General features: G+C 73.6%; 16 protein-coding genes and 2 pseudogenes. 5 read left to right on the top strand and 13 right to left on the bottom strand.

The genetic code is table 11. The annotated features are described in order from the left end of the window. The 4 genes and pseudogenes from B1L11_RS41835 to B1L11_RS54370 all read left to right on the top strand — a co-directional run. The coding region (locus B1L11_RS41835; RefSeq protein ID WP_143737934.1) for an alpha/beta fold hydrolase at positions 1-983 on the top strand (983 nt) is incomplete at its 5' end. Beyond that, positions 980-1,765, top strand: a complete 786-nt coding sequence (locus tag B1L11_RS41830; protein WP_079320725.1) for an SDR family NAD(P)-dependent oxidoreductase — start codon at positions 980-982, stop codon at positions 1,763-1,765. The genes B1L11_RS41835 and B1L11_RS41830, both read left to right, overlap by 4 nt. A 472-nt stretch (positions 1,766-2,237) precedes the next feature. Then, a pseudogene (locus B1L11_RS53285) lies at positions 2,238-2,978 on the top strand (family 43 glycosylhydrolase); the annotation flags it as partial. Positions 2,979-2,983: 5 nt separating this feature from the next. Beyond that, the gene (locus B1L11_RS54370) at positions 2,984-3,634 is read left to right on the top strand and encodes an RICIN domain-containing protein (RefSeq protein WP_306291777.1); all 651 of its coding nucleotides are present in this window, start codon (positions 2,984-2,986) and stop codon (positions 3,632-3,634) included. Between the two features lie 63 nt (positions 3,635-3,697). Here B1L11_RS54370 and B1L11_RS41815 read toward each other — a convergent pair whose 3' ends face one another. Next, positions 3,698-4,132: a nuclear transport factor 2 family protein gene (locus B1L11_RS41815; protein ID WP_079320724.1), complete on the bottom strand. Its 435-nt coding sequence runs from the start codon at positions 4,130-4,132 to the stop codon at positions 3,698-3,700. A gap of 18 nt (positions 4,133-4,150) precedes the next feature. Here B1L11_RS41815 and B1L11_RS53275 point away from each other — a divergent pair, with 18 nt between their 5' ends. Further along, complete coding sequence (locus tag B1L11_RS53275) at positions 4,151-4,363, top strand: helix-turn-helix domain-containing protein (protein ID WP_306291776.1); 213 nt, start codon at positions 4,151-4,153, stop codon at positions 4,361-4,363. Here B1L11_RS53275 and B1L11_RS41805 read toward each other — a convergent pair. The 12 genes and pseudogenes from B1L11_RS41805 to B1L11_RS41755 form a co-directional block, all read right to left on the bottom strand. Next, positions 4,353-4,778: an ester cyclase gene (locus tag B1L11_RS41805; protein ID WP_079320723.1), complete on the bottom strand. Its 426-nt coding sequence runs from the start codon at positions 4,776-4,778 to the stop codon at positions 4,353-4,355. The two genes, B1L11_RS53275 and B1L11_RS41805, sit on opposite strands and share 11 nt — an antisense overlap. Before the next feature lie 26 nt (positions 4,779-4,804). Further along, positions 4,805-5,584, bottom strand: coding sequence for an SDR family NAD(P)-dependent oxidoreductase (locus B1L11_RS41800; protein ID WP_079320729.1), 780 nt, complete (start codon positions 5,582-5,584; stop codon positions 4,805-4,807). Then, a complete protein-coding gene (locus B1L11_RS53270) occupies positions 5,581-7,401 on the bottom strand; it encodes an ABC transporter ATP-binding protein (protein WP_079320722.1) in 1,821 nt (606 codons plus the stop codon). Before B1L11_RS53270 ends, B1L11_RS41800 begins: the two co-directional genes overlap by 4 nt. A 100-nt stretch (positions 7,402-7,501) precedes the next feature. Next, positions 7,502-7,897, bottom strand: a pseudogene (locus B1L11_RS55610) (ABC transporter permease); the annotation flags it as partial. Continuing rightward, a complete protein-coding gene (locus B1L11_RS49160) occupies positions 7,855-8,253 on the bottom strand; it encodes a hypothetical protein (protein ID WP_218671646.1) in 399 nt (132 codons plus the stop codon). The gene B1L11_RS49160 and the pseudogene B1L11_RS55610, both read right to left, overlap by 43 nt. Beyond that, positions 8,250-9,188: an ABC transporter permease gene (locus tag B1L11_RS41785; RefSeq protein WP_239109231.1), complete on the bottom strand. Its 939-nt coding sequence runs from the start codon at positions 9,186-9,188 to the stop codon at positions 8,250-8,252. The genes B1L11_RS49160 and B1L11_RS41785 overlap by 4 nt, the downstream gene beginning before the upstream one ends. Positions 9,189-9,193: 5 nt before the next feature. Further along, positions 9,194-10,909: an ABC transporter substrate-binding protein gene (locus tag B1L11_RS41780; RefSeq protein WP_079320721.1), complete on the bottom strand. Its 1,716-nt coding sequence runs from the start codon at positions 10,907-10,909 to the stop codon at positions 9,194-9,196. A gap of 201 nt (positions 10,910-11,110) precedes the next feature. Next, entirely contained in the window at positions 11,111-12,013 is a 903-nt protein-coding gene (locus B1L11_RS41775; RefSeq protein WP_079320720.1) for a LysR family transcriptional regulator, read from the bottom strand. Between the two features lie 81 nt (positions 12,014-12,094). Then, positions 12,095-12,763 carry an alpha/beta hydrolase gene (locus tag B1L11_RS41770; protein WP_218671645.1) on the bottom strand — a complete coding sequence of 223 codons (669 nt, stop codon included), beginning with the start codon at positions 12,761-12,763 and terminating at the stop codon, positions 12,095-12,097. A 129-nt stretch (positions 12,764-12,892) separates the two neighbouring features. Beyond that, a complete protein-coding gene (locus B1L11_RS41765; protein ID WP_079320726.1) occupies positions 12,893-13,639 on the bottom strand; it encodes a copper homeostasis protein CutC in 747 nt (248 codons plus the stop codon). A 12-nt stretch (positions 13,640-13,651) separates the two neighbouring features. Continuing rightward, positions 13,652-14,602 carry an asparaginase gene (locus B1L11_RS41760; protein WP_256863352.1) on the bottom strand — a complete coding sequence of 317 codons (951 nt, stop codon included), beginning with the start codon at positions 14,600-14,602 and terminating at the stop codon, positions 13,652-13,654. Further along, positions 14,589-15,276, bottom strand: a 688-nt coding sequence (locus B1L11_RS41755; protein WP_256863351.1) for an amino acid ABC transporter permease, incomplete at its 5' end; no start/stop codon positions are given. The genes B1L11_RS41755 and B1L11_RS41760, both read right to left, overlap by 14 nt.

Genomic DNA, 15,276 nt, shown 5'->3' with positions numbered 1-15,276 from the left:
CCCCACCCCCCACCGCCATCGCGGCGTACCTCGACCGGGAGCTGCCCGGCTCGGCGAGCGGCCCGGCCGGACCGGCCCGCCGTACGGACGCGGGGTCCGGCGGTGGTCTGGCCGCCCTGCACCGGCGGATGCACGAGACGGGCAAGCACGACGAGGCGGCGCAGCTGCTGGTGGCGGCGTCGCACGCGCGGAGCCACTTCGGCGCGCAGGACCGGGACCGGTACGCGCTGCCGCCGGTGAGGCTGGCGACGGGACCTGGCCGGGTCTCCGTGGTCTGCTTCCCCGCGCTCAGCGCGATCTCCGGGCCGCACGAGTACTCCCGGTTCGGCCAGGCGTTCCGCGACGACCGGAACGTGTTCGTGGTGCCGTCGCCGGGATTCACCAACGGGGAGGACGACGCGCTGCCCGACTCGCTGGAGACGCTGATCCAGATGAACGTCGAGGGCCTGCGCGAATGCGTGGGCGACGAGCCGTTCGTCGTCGTGGGCCGCTCCATGGGCGGCTGCGTGGCGCACGCCGTCACGGTGGCCCTGGAGGAGCAGGGCCTGCGGCCGGCCGGGCTGGCGCTGATCGACAGCTACCCGATCGACGCCTCCGCCCAGGACGGCATGGACTGGTGGCAGGGCGCGATGATCGGCGGCATGCTCGAACGCATCGACCGGTTCGACATGACGCTCCACGACACGAGGCTGACGACGATGGGCGTCTACAACCGGTTGTTCATCGGCTGGCAGCCGAAGCCGGTGGACACTCCGATCCTGCTGCTGCGTGCCGTCGAGCCGCTGCGCGGTACCACGATCGAGGCGGACGACCCGGGCCGCTGGCAGGCGTACTGGCCGGTGCCCCACGAGGCCGTGGACATCCCCGGCGACCACTTCACCACCCTGGAGGAGCACGCGGGCACGACCGCGGAGGCGATCCGCGCCTGGATCGGCACGCTCCGGATCGAGGAGCCCGAGGAGACCGAGGAGCCCGCGGCGTGACACGGCCTGCGGCCGTCGTCACCGGCGCGGCGGCGGGCATCGGGCGGGCGGTCGCGGAGCTGTTCGCCGAGCGCGGCTACGGCGTGGTCGCGGTCGACCTCGCCGAGCCGCCGCTCGCCGACCTCGCACGGAACCCCGGGATCGTGCCGCTGGCCGGGGACGTGGCGGAGGAGGCCGTCAACGAGGCGGCCGTCCGCCTCGCGCTCGACCGCTTCGGGAGTCTCGACACAGTGGTGCTCAACGCGGGCGTCGGCGGCACGCCTCCCCTGGAGGCTCCCGGCGCGGTGGAGCGGTTCGACCGCATGGTCGCGGTCAACCTGCGCGGCCCGGTGCTCGGCATCCGTGCCGCCGCGCCGGTGCTACGCTCCCGTGGCGGCGGCGCGATCGTGCTGACCGCGTCGGTGTCGGGGCTGGCCGGCGACCCGGGCGTCTGGGCCTACAACGCGACCAAGGCCGCGTTGGTCAATCTGGTGCGGGGAACCTCCATCGACTACGCCGCCCACGGTGTCCGGATCAACGCCGTCGCGCCCGGACTCACCGACACCCCGCGTACGGCGGTGCACCACGACGACCCGGGCCTGGTGGCCGAGCTGACCAGGCGCATCCCGATGGGCCGCTGGGCACGGCCCCGGGAGCAGGCCGAGGCCATCTGGTTCCTCGCCTCGCCGGCCGCGTCCTACATCACCGGAGTGACCCTGCCGGTGGACGGCGGGCTGACCGCGAGCACCGGCCTGCTACCGCCGCCCCACCGACCTGGCGCGCTCCAGCGCCGGGTCAGATGAGAGCCGAGGCCAGGGTTCGCCACCGGCTCAGGGGAAGGGCGCGACAAACGGCGTCGAGGTAATCGCGCAATATAAGCAATATAAGGAGCATCGCTCCGGCTCCGCGACGGGTGTGCCCGGCCGAGGACAGGCGGCCGCGGACGTCGCAGGCCCGTCTCGCGGCCATCGAGCCGCTGGGCCCGCCGAGCCGGTCCGCGCCGCCCGCGGCGGCGTGAAAGTTTCCGGTCGTCCGGGGGCGGCGGGCGGCCGGTGCCGAGGTCACCCCGGGTGGACCGGCCGTCGGGGTGAGCCGGGCATTGCCCGGTGCCACGGACCATGGCTATGGTCCGGAGGCGCCCGAAACCGGACGCCGGCGTTACGTCCCCCGCGGGCCGTGTGATGCCACAGCTTCTCCCCCGACGCGGCATCCCGGGTCGGGGCGGTGTGGCGGCGGCGACCGTGACCCCGCCCCTTCCACCCCGATGAGGCGCCCATGAGACGAATGCTCGCGTGGTTCACGGCGCTCGGCACGGCCGTTCTGACGATGGCCGGGCTGTTCACGCCCACTCCCGGGTTCGCCGCCGCCGCGACGCTACGTCCCGGCGTCCTGTGGTACGACACGGCGGGCAACCGGCTGCAGGCGCACGGCGCCGGCGTGTTCAAGGTCGGTTCGACCTACTACATGGTCGGCGAGGACAAGAGCGCCGGAGCCACGTTCACGGCGGTCGCCTGCTACTCCTCCACCGACCTGGCCACCTGGACCCGAGTGGGCAACGCACTGAGCCGGCAGAGCAGCGGCGACCTCGCCGCCGGGCGCATCGTGGAGCGGCCGAAGGTGCTCTACAACTCCGCGACCGGCCAGTACGTCATGTGGGTGCACATCGACAACTCCTCCTACAGCGACGCGCGGGCCGGGGTGGCCACCAGCCCGACGCCGTGCGGGCCGTACACCTACCGCGGCTCCTCGCGTCCGCTCGGATACGAGAGCCGGGATCTGGGCCTGTTCAAGGACGACGACGGCACCGCGTACCTGCTGACCGAGGATCGCAGCCACGGCCTGCGCATCGATCGGCTCTCGAGCGACTACACCCAGGCCGTGAGCTCGGTCGCGGTGCTCGCCGACCTGGAGTCCCCGGCGATGGTCAAGGTGAACGGACGGTACTTCCTGTTCGCCTCGCACCTGACGGGCTGGTCCACCAACGACAACGTCTACGCCACCGCGACTTCCCTGTCCGGGCCGTGGAGTGGATTCACCACCTTCGCCCCCGCCGGCAGTCGCACCTTCGACTCCCAGACCTCCTCCGTGGTGCCCGTCTCGGGTTCGTCGGGCACCACGTACCTCTACATCGGCGACCGTTGGAACCCCAGCGACCTCAACAGCTCCACCCCCGTCTGGCTGCCGCTGACGATCAGCGGCGCCACCGCGTCGATGAGCGCGTTCTACGACTCCTGGACCATCGACACGGTCACCGGCACGTGGGCCGCCCCGCCGGCCCCGCAGAGCTTCACGCTCGTCGGCGGCCAGTCGGGCCGCTGCCTCGACGTCGCCGGCGGCGCCCCCCGCCAACGGCTCGACCGCCCAGATCTACGACTGCAACGGCGGCCGCGGGCCAGAAGTGGTCCCTCACCTCCTCCGGCGAACTGCGCACGTTCGGCGCCACCAAGTGCCTCGACGTGTTCGACCAGAAGACTACGGCCGGCGCCACGGTGGGCATCTGGGACTGCAACGGCGGCGCCAACCAGAAGTGGACACTCAACTCCACCGGCACCATCGTCGGCGTCCAGTCGGGCCTGTGCCTGGACGTGAACGGCAACCAGACGGCCAACGGCGCCAAGGTGCAGATCTGGACCTGCAACGGCGGCGCGAACCAGAGGTGGACCCCCGCCTGAGGCCCGGCCGCCGCCTACCCGCCGGCCGGGCGCGGGACGCTCCGGCACGCGCGAGGCCTGTCGTCAGGACGCGATCACGGCGGGGTTTCCCACGCTCCAGACGCTGATGATCCTGCGGTGCGTGAATCGCCAGCCGTCCGGGGTACGGCGCAGCCGGTCGTCGTAGCGGCCCCCACCCAGGAACTTTTCGCCGTCGGGCAGGCCAAGGCGGACATGTTGGGCTTGGTAGTAGCAGGTGTGCTCGGCCGCGTCATGGTGCACTGCGACGACATGGTTGCCGTTCAGGTGATGGGTGGCGTCGAATCGCTCCACGCTGGTGCTGATCCTGGCAACGATCGCGTCAGGACCCAGGAGCCGCTCTCCCGAGCCGCTGTACTCCCAGCAAGCGTCGTCGGTGAACAGCGCACCCAGCCTCTCCCAGTCCCTGGTGTCCACGGCCGTCGCGTACGCGATGACGGCGTCCACGATCGCGGCACGGTCTGCGAGTTCCTGAAGCATGAAGCCACCCTCTGTCTAGTGCAAATTCGGTTCACCGAGCTGGAGCGCTCGATCGAAGGGATCAGCAGGCGCATGCTCACCCTCACGTTGCGCAAGCTGGAGCGGGACGGCTTGCTCATACGCACCGTCCACCCGGTCGTTCCGCCCATGGTCGAGTACACGTTGACGGAGACGGCCCAGGAAGAGCGCCCGCACCCCCTTCTCACCGCGACGCCACGCGTCAGGCGGTGAGCTGCTGCACGATGCCCAGCCGGTCGGGGAGGACCTCGTACTCGACGATCCGCCCGTCGCGGAACCGGATCGTGCTGATGCTCTGGCCGGTGAAGCGGCGGCCGCTCGGCGGAGCGCCGAACACCTCGCCGCGCTGGACCCCCTCGATGGTCCAGTAGACGACGACCCGGTCGCCCTCGGCGACGGTGTCCGTCACGGTCGCGGTCACGCCCTCGACCGCCGAGCGCAGCCAGGTGATGTGCTGGACGAACCCGGCACGCCCCAGGTTGCCCCCGGCGGGCCCGGCCGCGTCCGACGCGTCGTCGGCGACGATCTCGTCGAGGACGTCGAGCCGGCCCTGCGAGACGACCTCCTCGTAGAAGCGTCTGGCCACCGCGCGGTTGATCTCCGTGGTGTTCGTCTCCGTCGTGCTCATGAACGGTCTCCTTCTCTGTGCGAGGGTCACCGGCGTACGGCCGGCAGCGGGAGGATTCCGAGGCTCGCGTCGAGGCCGCCGTCGACGACCAGCGTGGTCCCGGTGACGTACGAGGCGGCGGGCGAGGTGAGGAACCAGACGGCCTCGGCCTGCTCGCGGGGTTCGGCGAACCGCTGAAGCGGCACGCGGCGCTCGATCTCGGCGGTGAGCACCGGGTCCTGGCGGACGCCCGCGTTGATCCGCGTCCAGGTGAGCCCGGGGGCGAGGGCGTTGACCCGGATGCCGTCGGGCGCGTGGTCGATGGCCGCGGCGCGGACGAGATTGATCACCGCGCCCTTCGAGGCGTTGTAGGCCCAGTTGCCGGGGTCGGCGCGGAGGCCGGCGACGGAGGCGGTGACGACGATCGCGCCGCCTCCCGCCGCCCGCAGCGCGGGCGCGGCGGCCCGGATGCCCAGGATCGGTCCCCGGAGGTTGACGGCGAGGATGCGGTCGGCGGCCTCCACCGCGCCGGGCGACTCCCAGGGCCGGGTGCCGCCGATGCCGGAGTTGAGCACGACCGCGTCGAGCCGGCCGAACTCCCGCTCCGCCAGCGCGACCGCGGCCACGTTGGTCTCCTCCAGGGACACGTCGCCGGCCAGCGTCACCACGCGGTCGAGCGTGGCGAGCTCCTTGAGCGCGTGCTCGTCGTGGTCCACGGCGAGCACGGCGACGCCGCGCTCGGCGTACAGCTCGGCGGTCGCCCGGCCGATGCCCGAGCCCGCGCCGGTCACGAGGACGGCGCGCGGGCCGGTGGTGGGTGAGGTCATGGCAGGCCCTCCAGATTCATAGCGGGTGCGGCTCGTCCCGCCGTCCGCCCCACGTCGATCCTCGGGACGGCGGCGAGCAGTTCGGCGGTGTAGGCGGTACGCGGGGCGCGGAAGACGTCCGCGACGTCGCCGGTCTCGACCAGGGCCCCGTCCTTCATCACCGCCACCCGGTCGCAGACCTGGCGGACGACGCCCAGGTCGTGCGAGATGAACAGCAGCGCCACCCCGGCCTCGCGCCGCAGCCGGGCGAGCAGGGCCAGGATCTGCGCCTGGACGGTGACGTCGAGCGCCGAGACCGGTTCGTCGCAGACGATCACCTCGGGCCCCGGGGCGAGCGCCCGCGCGATCGCCACCCGCTGGCGCTGGCCGCCGCTCAACTGGGCGGGGCGCCGGTCCAGCAGGGCGTCGTCCAGCCCGACCTCGGCGAGCAGCCCGGCGACCCGGTCGCGCCGCAGGCGGCGCGGCATCCTTCCCGGCACCGCCTCCCCGACGACCCGCTCGACCGTGAACCGGGGGTCGAAGGAGCTGAGCGGGTCCTGGTCGACGAGCTGGATGCGAGAGCGGCGGGCGCGCCGGTCGCGCTCCCGCAGCGCGCTCCACGCCTCGCCGTCGAGCAGCACGGTCCCGGCGTCGGGGGCGATCTCGGCCAGCACGATCCGGGCGGTGGTGCTCTTGCCCGACCCCGACTCGCCGACCAGGCCCAGCGCCTCGCCCGCGCGCAGGTCGAACGAGACGTCGTCCACCGCCGTACGCCACGAGCCGCCCGGGGAGCGGTACCGCTTGGTGATCCCCCGCACCGAGACGACCGCGTGGTCTTTCACCCGGGGCGCCGCCGCCGCACCGGAAGCGAGGGCGGGTCGTTCCCGGCCCGCGTGGAAGCAGCGGACCTCCCGGCCCGGCCCGTACGGCACGGGCGGCGGCGGCTCGGCCCGGCAGCGGTCGTCGGCCAGCGCGCAGCGCGGCGCGTACGGGCAGCCGCCGACGGCCGGAGGGCCGGTGCGGACGAGGGGCAGCTCCCGCCCCGGGCCGTCCACGGCGGGCACGGCGGCCAGCAGGTCGGCGGTGTAGGGGTGGGCGGGGGCCCGCAGCAGCGCGTCCGCCGGTCCCCGTTCCACGACGAGCCCCGCGTAGAGGACGGCGACATGGTCGGCGAGCCGGGCCACGACCGCCAGGTCGTGGCTGATGAGCAGCACCGCCGTGCCCGCCCGCGCGCGTGCCCTGAGCAGGTCGAGCACCTGCGCCTGCACGGTGACGTCGAGGGCCGTGGTGGGCTCGTCCGCGACGAGCAGCGACGGCCGGGCGGCGATCGCGGAGGCGATCAGCGCCCGCTGCCGCAGCCCGCCGGACAGCTCGTGCGGATACTGCAGGAACCGCACGTCGGGGTCGGGCACGCCCGCCTCCGCGAGCAGCCCGATCACCTGGTCGTCGAGGTCGTCGCGGCCCGCCAGGCCGTGCACCTCCAGCGCCTCCGCCACCTCGTGCCCCACTCGGCGGAGCGGGTCGAGCGAGGTCAGCGCGTCCTGCAGCACGTAGCCGATGCGACGCCCGCGCAGCCGCCGCCACTCGCGGCCGCTCAGCCGGCGCAGGTCGCGCCCCTCGAAGGACAGCGTCCGCGCCCGCACCCGCGCGCCCGCGCCGGCGAGACCAAGCAGCGCCCGGGCGGTGACGCTCTTGCCCGAGCCCGACTCGCCCACGACCGCGAGGCACTCCCCCGCGCGCAGGGACAGGTCGACGTCGCGTACGGCCCGCACCACGCCGCGCCGGGTGGCGAAGTCCACCGACAGCCCGGCGACCTGCAGCAGGGGTGGCTCGGTCATCCGGCCTCCCGCCCTTCGTAGCGGGCCTGCAGGGCCGCCCCACGACGGTGACGGACATGACGGTCAGCGTGATGGCGGCCCCCGGGAACAGGGCCAGGGTCCAGCTCGCGTCGAGGTAGTCGCGCGCCTGCGCGAGCATCGCCCCCCACTCGGGCGCGGGCGGCTGCGGACCGAGCCCGAGGAAGCTCAGCGAGGCCCCGGCGATGAGCGCGGTGCCCACGTTGATCGTGGCCAGGATCAGCAGCGGCGCGACGACGTTGGGCGCGATGTGCCGCAGCAGGATCCTCGCCGGCGTCAGCCCCAGGTTGACCGCCGCCCGCACGTACGCCGAGCCGCGCACCACGAGCGCCTGCGCGCGGACGACGCGGGCGAAGCCCGGCGCGAGCGCCACGGTGATGGCCAGGACGGCGTTGCGCGTGCCCGGCCCGAGGACGGCCACGACGAGCAGGGCCATCAGGATGGCCGGGAACGACAGCAGCACGTCGGCCAGCCGCATGGCCGCCTCGCCCACGAGGCGGCGCCCAGCGCCGCCAGCAGGCCCCAGGCGGAGCCCGCGAGCCCGGCCAGCAGGGTCGAGCCGACGCCGACCAGCAGTGACGGCCGGGCGCCGAAGACCAGCCGGGCCAGCACGTCGCGGCCGAGCTGGTCGGTGCCGAGCGGGTGTCCCGCCATCGGGCCGCGCAGCGCGAGGGCCGGGTTCACCTGGTCGGGGCCGTGGGCGAACAGGCCGGGGGCGAGGGCGGCGAGGCAGACGAGCGCGAAGAACGCGGCGGCCAGCGCCACGCCGGCCTGCGCGGCTCCCACCCGCACGCGCGGGAGCGCCGCCAGGCCGTACGAGCCCGGGGCGGTCATGCGGCGGCCTCCCGGACGCGGGGGTCGACCAGCCCGTAGAGCAGGTCGAGCCCGATGTTGATCAGCGAGAACGTGAGCGCGGAGAGCACGACCACGCCCGTCACGACCGGGAAGTCCCGGCCGCGCACCGCCGCCACCACGACGTGGCCGAGGCCCTGGCGGGCGAAGACGGTCTCCACGACGACGGTCCCGGCGAGGAGCTCGCCGAGCACCCAGCCGGAGAGCGTGAGCACCGGCAGCGCGGCGTGCCGCAGCGCGTGGCGCGCCCGGATGCGGTTCTCGGTGGCGCCCCTCGACCTGGCGGTCAGGGCGAACGGCTGGTCGAGGGCGCGTTCGAGCCCCTCCCTGGTGACCTGGGCCAGCACGCCGGCGATGGGCAGCGCGAGCGCCGCGCACGGAAGCACCAGCGCGGCCGCTCCCTCGTCGCCGAGCACGGGGAACCAGCGCAGGCGGAAGGAGAAGGCGGCCAGCAACAGGATGCCGATCCAGAAGTTCGGCGTCGAGATCGAGCAGAACTCCAGGACCCGGGAGATCGCCCGTACGCGCGGCCTGCCCGCCGTGAGCAGGGCCAGTGCGACCGCCAGGCAGAAGCCGAGGACGGCCGCCCCCGCCGCGAGCGACAGGGTGGGGCCGAGTTGCTCGCCGATCACGCTGCTCACCGGCCGGCCGAGCTGGTAGGAGCCGCCGAGGTCGGCACGCAGGAGGCGGCCGAGGAACAGGACGTACTGCACGCCGACCGGCTCGCGCAGGCCGTACTGGTCGCGGATGGCGTCGAGCACCTCGGGAGTGGCGTTGGCCTGGACCCCGCCCGCGATGATCCGGGCGGGGTCGCCCGGCACCAGCCGCATGCCGGCGAAGGCCAGTGTCGCGGCGCCCCACAGCACGAACAGGGTCAGCGCCAGCCTGCGGGTCAGCCGGAGGGCCAGCGGAGCCACCGGGATCAGGCCCCCAGCCAGGCGCCGTGGAAGACCGGGTAGGTCTGGGCGTCGAAGGCGACGCCGCGCACCTTCGCCGAGAAGGCGGTGAGCTGCACGGGAGTGTAGAGCGGCAGCACGTACGCCTGCCGGAGCACCTCGTGCTGCACGGCGGCGTAATCCTTGTCCGCCGTGGCCAGGTCGGAGGTCTCCGCCGCCTCCTCCACCCACGTGTCGATCTGCGGCGAGTCCACCAGCGCGACGTTGCCGCCGGCCTTGGCGTAGGTGTTGCCCGAGGCGAACGCGAAGCGCAGCACGTCGGGCGTGGGCCGGGCGAAGCTCACGTCCACCAGGTCGTAGCCGCCCCCGATGAGGTACTTGCCGACGAAGGCCCCGGTGTCCACGGCCGGCCGTTCGATCTTGATGCCGACGAGCTTGGCCTGTGCCTGGATGCCCTCGGCGAGCACGTCGCGCTGCTCCTTGTTGCCCTCCGCCCAGTAGGGCCAGACGAGGGTGAGGGTCTTGCCGTCCTTGACGCGGTAGCCGTCGGCGTCCGTCTTCGTCCAGCCCGCCTCGTCGAGCAGCCGCCTCGCCTCGTCCGGGTCGTACGACGCCAGTTCGCTCTCGGCCGTCGGGTCGTACGCCGCGGTGGTGCGGCTGAGCGGATTGCGCGCGACCGGGAAATGGCCGAAATAAATGTTGCGCACGAGTTCCTCGACGTTCACGGCGGCCGACAGGGCGCGCCGCACCCGCACGTCCCGCAGCGGCCCGCGGGTCTGGTTCAGATAAAGGTTGTAATTCAGGCCCGGCGTCTCCTGGGAATTCAGCGTGAAACCGGTGAGGGACCGCAGCTTTCCCGCGTTCACCGGGGGGACGCCGGCGATCGCCTGCACCTGCCCGCTGGTGAGGGCGCCCCACCGGGTGGCGTCCTCGGGGACGAACTCGAACACCAGGGTGTCGAGGTAGGCCGCTCCCTGGTGGGACGCGCCGGCGGGCGGCGAGGCATAACCGGCGTTCTTGCGCAGCGTGACGCGCTTGTCCTTCTCCCAGGAGACGTAGGAGAACGGTCCGGTGCCGACCGGCCGGTAGTCCGCGACGGGCTTCGCGAGCGCCGCCGGACTCTGGATGCCCAGGTACGGCACCGACAGCGCCTGCAGGAACGGGGTGAACGGCCGCTTCAGCGTCACCTCGACGACGTGGTCGCTCACCACCCGCGACTTCTCGTACGGCGCGATCAGCGAGGCGGCGTAGGCGGACTTGGTCGCCGGGTCCACGACGTGGTCGAGGCTCGCCTTCACGGCCTCGGCGGTGAACGGAGTGCCGTCGTGGAAGGTCACGCCCTCCCTGAGCGTGAACGTGTAGGTCTTCCCGTCGCCGGACACGGTCCACTTGGTGGCGAGCCAGGGCCCGAAGGTGTCCGGGCCGGTCTGCGCGACCAGCGAGTCGAAGACGTTGCGGTCGATCAGGCCGGTCACCGCGGTGGCCGCGACGGCCGGGTCGAGCGACACCTGCGTGCCGGCCAGGGCGTAGGTGAGGGTGCCGCCGGCCACCGGGCCTCCGCCCGCGGCCCGGCCGGCCGGCCGCTCGTCCCCGCCGCCTGCCGAGACGACCAGGACCACGGCGGCGACGGCGATCACCGCCAGGACCGCCCCCAGGACGGCCGGGCGTCTGGAGCGCAGGCTGCGCCTTTTCCTGACCGGCCCGTCGTCGACGCGGGTGGCGGTGTCGTCGCTCAGTGACATCGGTGGAACCTTCTCTGTCGCGCGATGGGGCACAAGGGGACACCACGGGAAACGGGCGTGCGGAAGCGAACCCCGGAGACCCGGAAAACAACCGTCAGCGAAATTCGAATTTCCGGGCGGCGGCTAGATCACACCATATCCGAGCGGGCCGGTCAATACGAAAGCGCCATTATCGCGGCCGATTGTTCTCGCCGATCGATATCAATTCGAATTTCCAATGGAAACCTGTTCGGAACGCGATCCGGAGAAACGCGTGACGGACGAGAAGAACGTGTCGAGGGCCTCGCCCGCCCGCGCCTCGATCGCCGGGTCCAGCCCCTGCCGGCTCACCAGGCGCAGCCCGACGGCCTCCTGCCGGGGAAGCGGCGCGATCTCCTCCAGGCCGTCCGGGACGCCGTACGCGGTGGGCAGCAGGGCGAGGCCGAGGCGCGCGCGGGCCGCCGCCAGCACGCCTTCGAGGTTGGTGGCCTCCGTCGTGATGCGTACGGACCAGCCGAGACGTTCCAGCACGCGTACGGCCTGCGCACGCAGGGAGCACGGCTCCTGGAAGGCGACCAGCGGCACCGGCCGGTCCGGCGGCGGGAGGAACCAGCCCGGGGCCCCGAGCCAGCGCAGCGGCAGCGTGGCGACCTGCCTGCCCCCGACGTTCGGCACCACACCGAGGATCAGCGCCATGTCGAGCGTGCCGCGCATGGTGGCCTCCGCCAGTGTGGTGCTGCGGTCCAGCCGGAACACGACGTCCTGTGCCGGGAGCGCGGACATCAGGGCGCCCAGGAGGTCGGGCAGCGCCGCGTATCCCGCGTGCTCGACCGCGCCCACGCTCAGGGCGGCCGGACGCTCGGCGCCGAGGCGACCCATCGCCTCGTCGTGCACGGCGAGCAGCCGCCGCGCCTCCACCAGCAGCGCCTCGCCCGCGAGCGTGAAGCGGGTCGACCGGCCGGTCCGCTCGACCAAAGGCTGCCCGATGACGCGTTCCAGCGACCGGACGTGCTGGCTCACCGTCGGCTGACTGGTCCGCAGGGCGGACGCGGCCCGCCCGAAGCCGCCGCACTCGGCGATGGCCACGAAAGTTCGCAGTTGCACGAGATCGAGCAATGCTCCCATGGCCGCATCATAACCTAAAACCCACATTACCTACATAGAAATAGGGCTGTGAGCTCCCGGACCCGGAACGGCCGCGTGTGCTCACCGCGCTGCGAGCCACCAGCGGACGGCGGCGGCGGCCGTCTCCGGCGGCACCTGGTGCCCGCCGCGGAACTCCTCGTACGTCACCTCGTAACCGCTCTCCCGCAGGTCGGGGACGAGCCGTCTGCTGCACCGGTCGATCGGCAGCACCCGGTCGGAGACGCCGTGCGAGACGAAGAGCCGGGGCCGGCCGTGCCGGATCATCGGCGCCATGAACCCCGGGGAGAACGCGAGCACGGCGTGGAACAGGTCGCCGTTGGCCAGGCCAAGCGACAGGGCGTAGGAGGCGCCGTCGGAGAAACCGGCCACGGCGACCCCGTCGAGTTCGACGGCCGTGTGGGAGAACACCTCCTCCAGCGCGGCGTCGATCCTGGACACGTCCGCGCCGTATCCGCCGACGATCACGTCCCAGGTGGCGGAGACGGCCTGCGGCGCGAGCAGCAGCACGCCGAGCTCCTCGGCCTGGGGCAGCAGCCACTCCAGCGCCTGCTCCGCCGCGCCGCCCGCGCCGTGCAGCACGACGGCGAGCGGGCACGGCCCGGGTCCCGGGTCGGGCGGCACGTGGAACAGGGCGCGCCCGGCGCCCAGGCGGTGCAGCCCCGGCACGAGAGGCGCGGCGTGCCGGGGCGTCAGCGCGACGGGACGGGCGGACAGGCGGCCGTGTCGCACGCCCTCCTCGGGCCCCGGATGGGGCCGGCTCCGCTCCGGCATGGCCATCGGCCTCACCCCCCGCCGAGGGGTCTACCCCTCCTGGCCGTCGGTCACCTCATTCCCGGCGGCCGGAGGGCCGGACGGCCCTCAGCCGCGGGCGGCGGCGATCACCTCCGCGACCAGGGCGGGCGAGGTGACCCTGCGGACGTACTCGGGCTGGCGCAGCTCACCGCCCATGAAGGGGTACGGGTTGCGGTGGACGGCCGGGCTGGGCTCGTCCACGAGGGCGGCGAAGTGGATCTCCCTGGCCCCGGTCGCCTCGACCACCCGGCCCACGTTGCGCCGGGTGATGCCACCCCCGGGCATGACGACCAGGCGGTCGCCTGCCCGCCGCACCAGTTCGGCGATCAGCGGCGCGCCCTCCAGGGCCGAGCTGTCCTGGCCGGAGGTGAGCACCCGGTCGATCCCCAGGCCGGCCAGCGTCTCCAGCGCGGCGAACGGGTCGGCCGTCATGTCGAAGGCCCGGTGGAAGGTGACCGAGAGCCCGGCGGCCGCGTCGATCAGCCGCTTGGCCACCTCGGTGTCCACCTCCCCGGCCGGGGTGAGCGCGCCGATCACGACGCCCTGCGCCCCGGCGTCGCGCACCGCCGCGACGTCGCGGACCATCGCCGCGACCTCGTGCTCGTCGTAGACGAAGTCGCCGCCGCGCGGCCGGATGATCACGTGGACCCGGATCGACGAGACCGCCGCCAGCGTGGCCTCGACCGTGCCCAGGGTGGGCGTCAGGCCGCCCTCGAACAGCGCGGCGCACAGCTCCACGCGGTGCGCGCCCGCCCGCTCGGCGGCCAGCGCCCCGGCTGTGCTGTCGATGCAGATCTCGTACGTCAGGCTCATGCTCTCCCCCACTTAAAAAGCCGCGTGGATCTCGCCGACCGGGACGCCCCCGCCCAGCACCGGAACGGTCGTGAACTCGGCCGCCGCCGAGACGTCCGCGCCCGCGGCCCGCAGCGCGGCGAGCGCGATCGCGGTCGTCGCCCGGGGACCGCCGTCGATCGCCTTGACGGCCGCCGCGTGCCCGGAGGCGAGCGCCACGACCAGCACTCCCTCGGCACCGCCCTTCACCACGGCGCCGGGCAGCGCCCGCATCAGGCGGGTGTTCACGTGGCCGGTCCCGCCGACGTACTCCGGGTGCGCCCGCATCGCGTCGGCGACCGCGCGCGGCGGCGTCCCGGGCGCGGACACGACCATCGCGCGTACGGCGCGGGCCAGGCCGCTCAGCGAGATCCCGAACAGCGGGGCGCCGCAGCCGTCGACGGCGACGTGGGCGGCCTTCTCGCCCGACAGCTCCTCCACCACCGACCCGACCCGCTCCTGCACGAGGTGGCCGGGGTCGAGGTAGGTGGCCGTGGGCGCGCCCGCGGCCACGGCGGCGGCGAGCATCGCGGCGTGCTTGCCCGAGCAGTTCATCCGCTCCCGCGACGGCCCGAGGCCCGCCCTGACCAGGGCCTGCCGGGCGGCCTCGTCCTCCGGCCAGTCGGGCGGGCAGCGCAGGTCCTCGAAGCCGAGCCCGGCCTCGCCGAGCATCTCGGCCACGAGCCGCACGTGGAAGTCCTCCCCCGTGTGGCTGCCCGCGGCGATCGCGAGCGCGGGGCCCTGCAGGTGGGCCCCGGCGAGCAGGCAGGCGAGGGCCTGGAACGGCTTGGCCGACGAGCGCGGCAGCACCGGCGCGTTCACCGGGCCGCGGGCGACGGCGACCTCGCCGCCGGCCGAGAGCGCGACGGCGCTGCCGAAGTGGACGCTCTCCACGAAGCCGGACCGCACGACCTCCGCGAGCGGGGCGTATTCAGCGAGGGACACGGGTGATCCTCCTGCCACGGGTGATCCTTCTGCCTGGACCGCCCCCGCCCGCGACGGAGCGGTCGAGGGAACGGGCGAGCGCGGACAGCGACGCGTTGACCACGAGGTAGACCAGCGCGACGACGATGTACGTCTGGATGAGCAGGCCGTTGTAGTTGGCCAGGACCTTGCCGCTGTAGAGCAGCTCGGCGTAGCTGACGACGAAGCCGAGCGAGGTGTCCTTCAGCAGGCCGACCGACTGGCTGACGATCGAGGGCAGCACCCGGCGGGCCGCCTGCGGCAGCACGACCAGCCGCATCGACTGCCCATGGGTGAGCCCGAGGGCCAGGGCGGCCTCCCCCTGCCCCCGCTCGACCGACATGATCCCGGCCCGGAAGATCTCGGCGAACGCCGCCGCGTTGGACACGGCCAGCGGCACCACGAGCTTCCAGAACAACGGCAGGTCCAGGCCGTACCTCGGCAGCGCGAACAGCACGAGGTAGACCAGCAGCAGCGCCGGGATCGTCCGCACGGCCTCGACGTACGCGGCGGACGGCAGGCGGACCGCCCGGCGCCGCGACAGCCGTCCGAGCGCGAGGGCGATCCCGGCCGCCATCGCGAGCGCGGCGGACACGACGGCGGCCAGCGCGGTGGACCACAGCCCGCCGAGCAGGTAGCGCCACATCGGCCAGGTC

Source organism: Microbispora sp. GKU 823, from assembly GCF_002027145.1.
Classification (GTDB): Bacteria; Actinomycetota; Actinomycetes; order Streptosporangiales; family Streptosporangiaceae; genus Microbispora; species Microbispora siamensis.
Note: the sequence above shows the minus strand (reverse complement) of the source record. Positions and strands in the feature narration are given on the sequence as shown.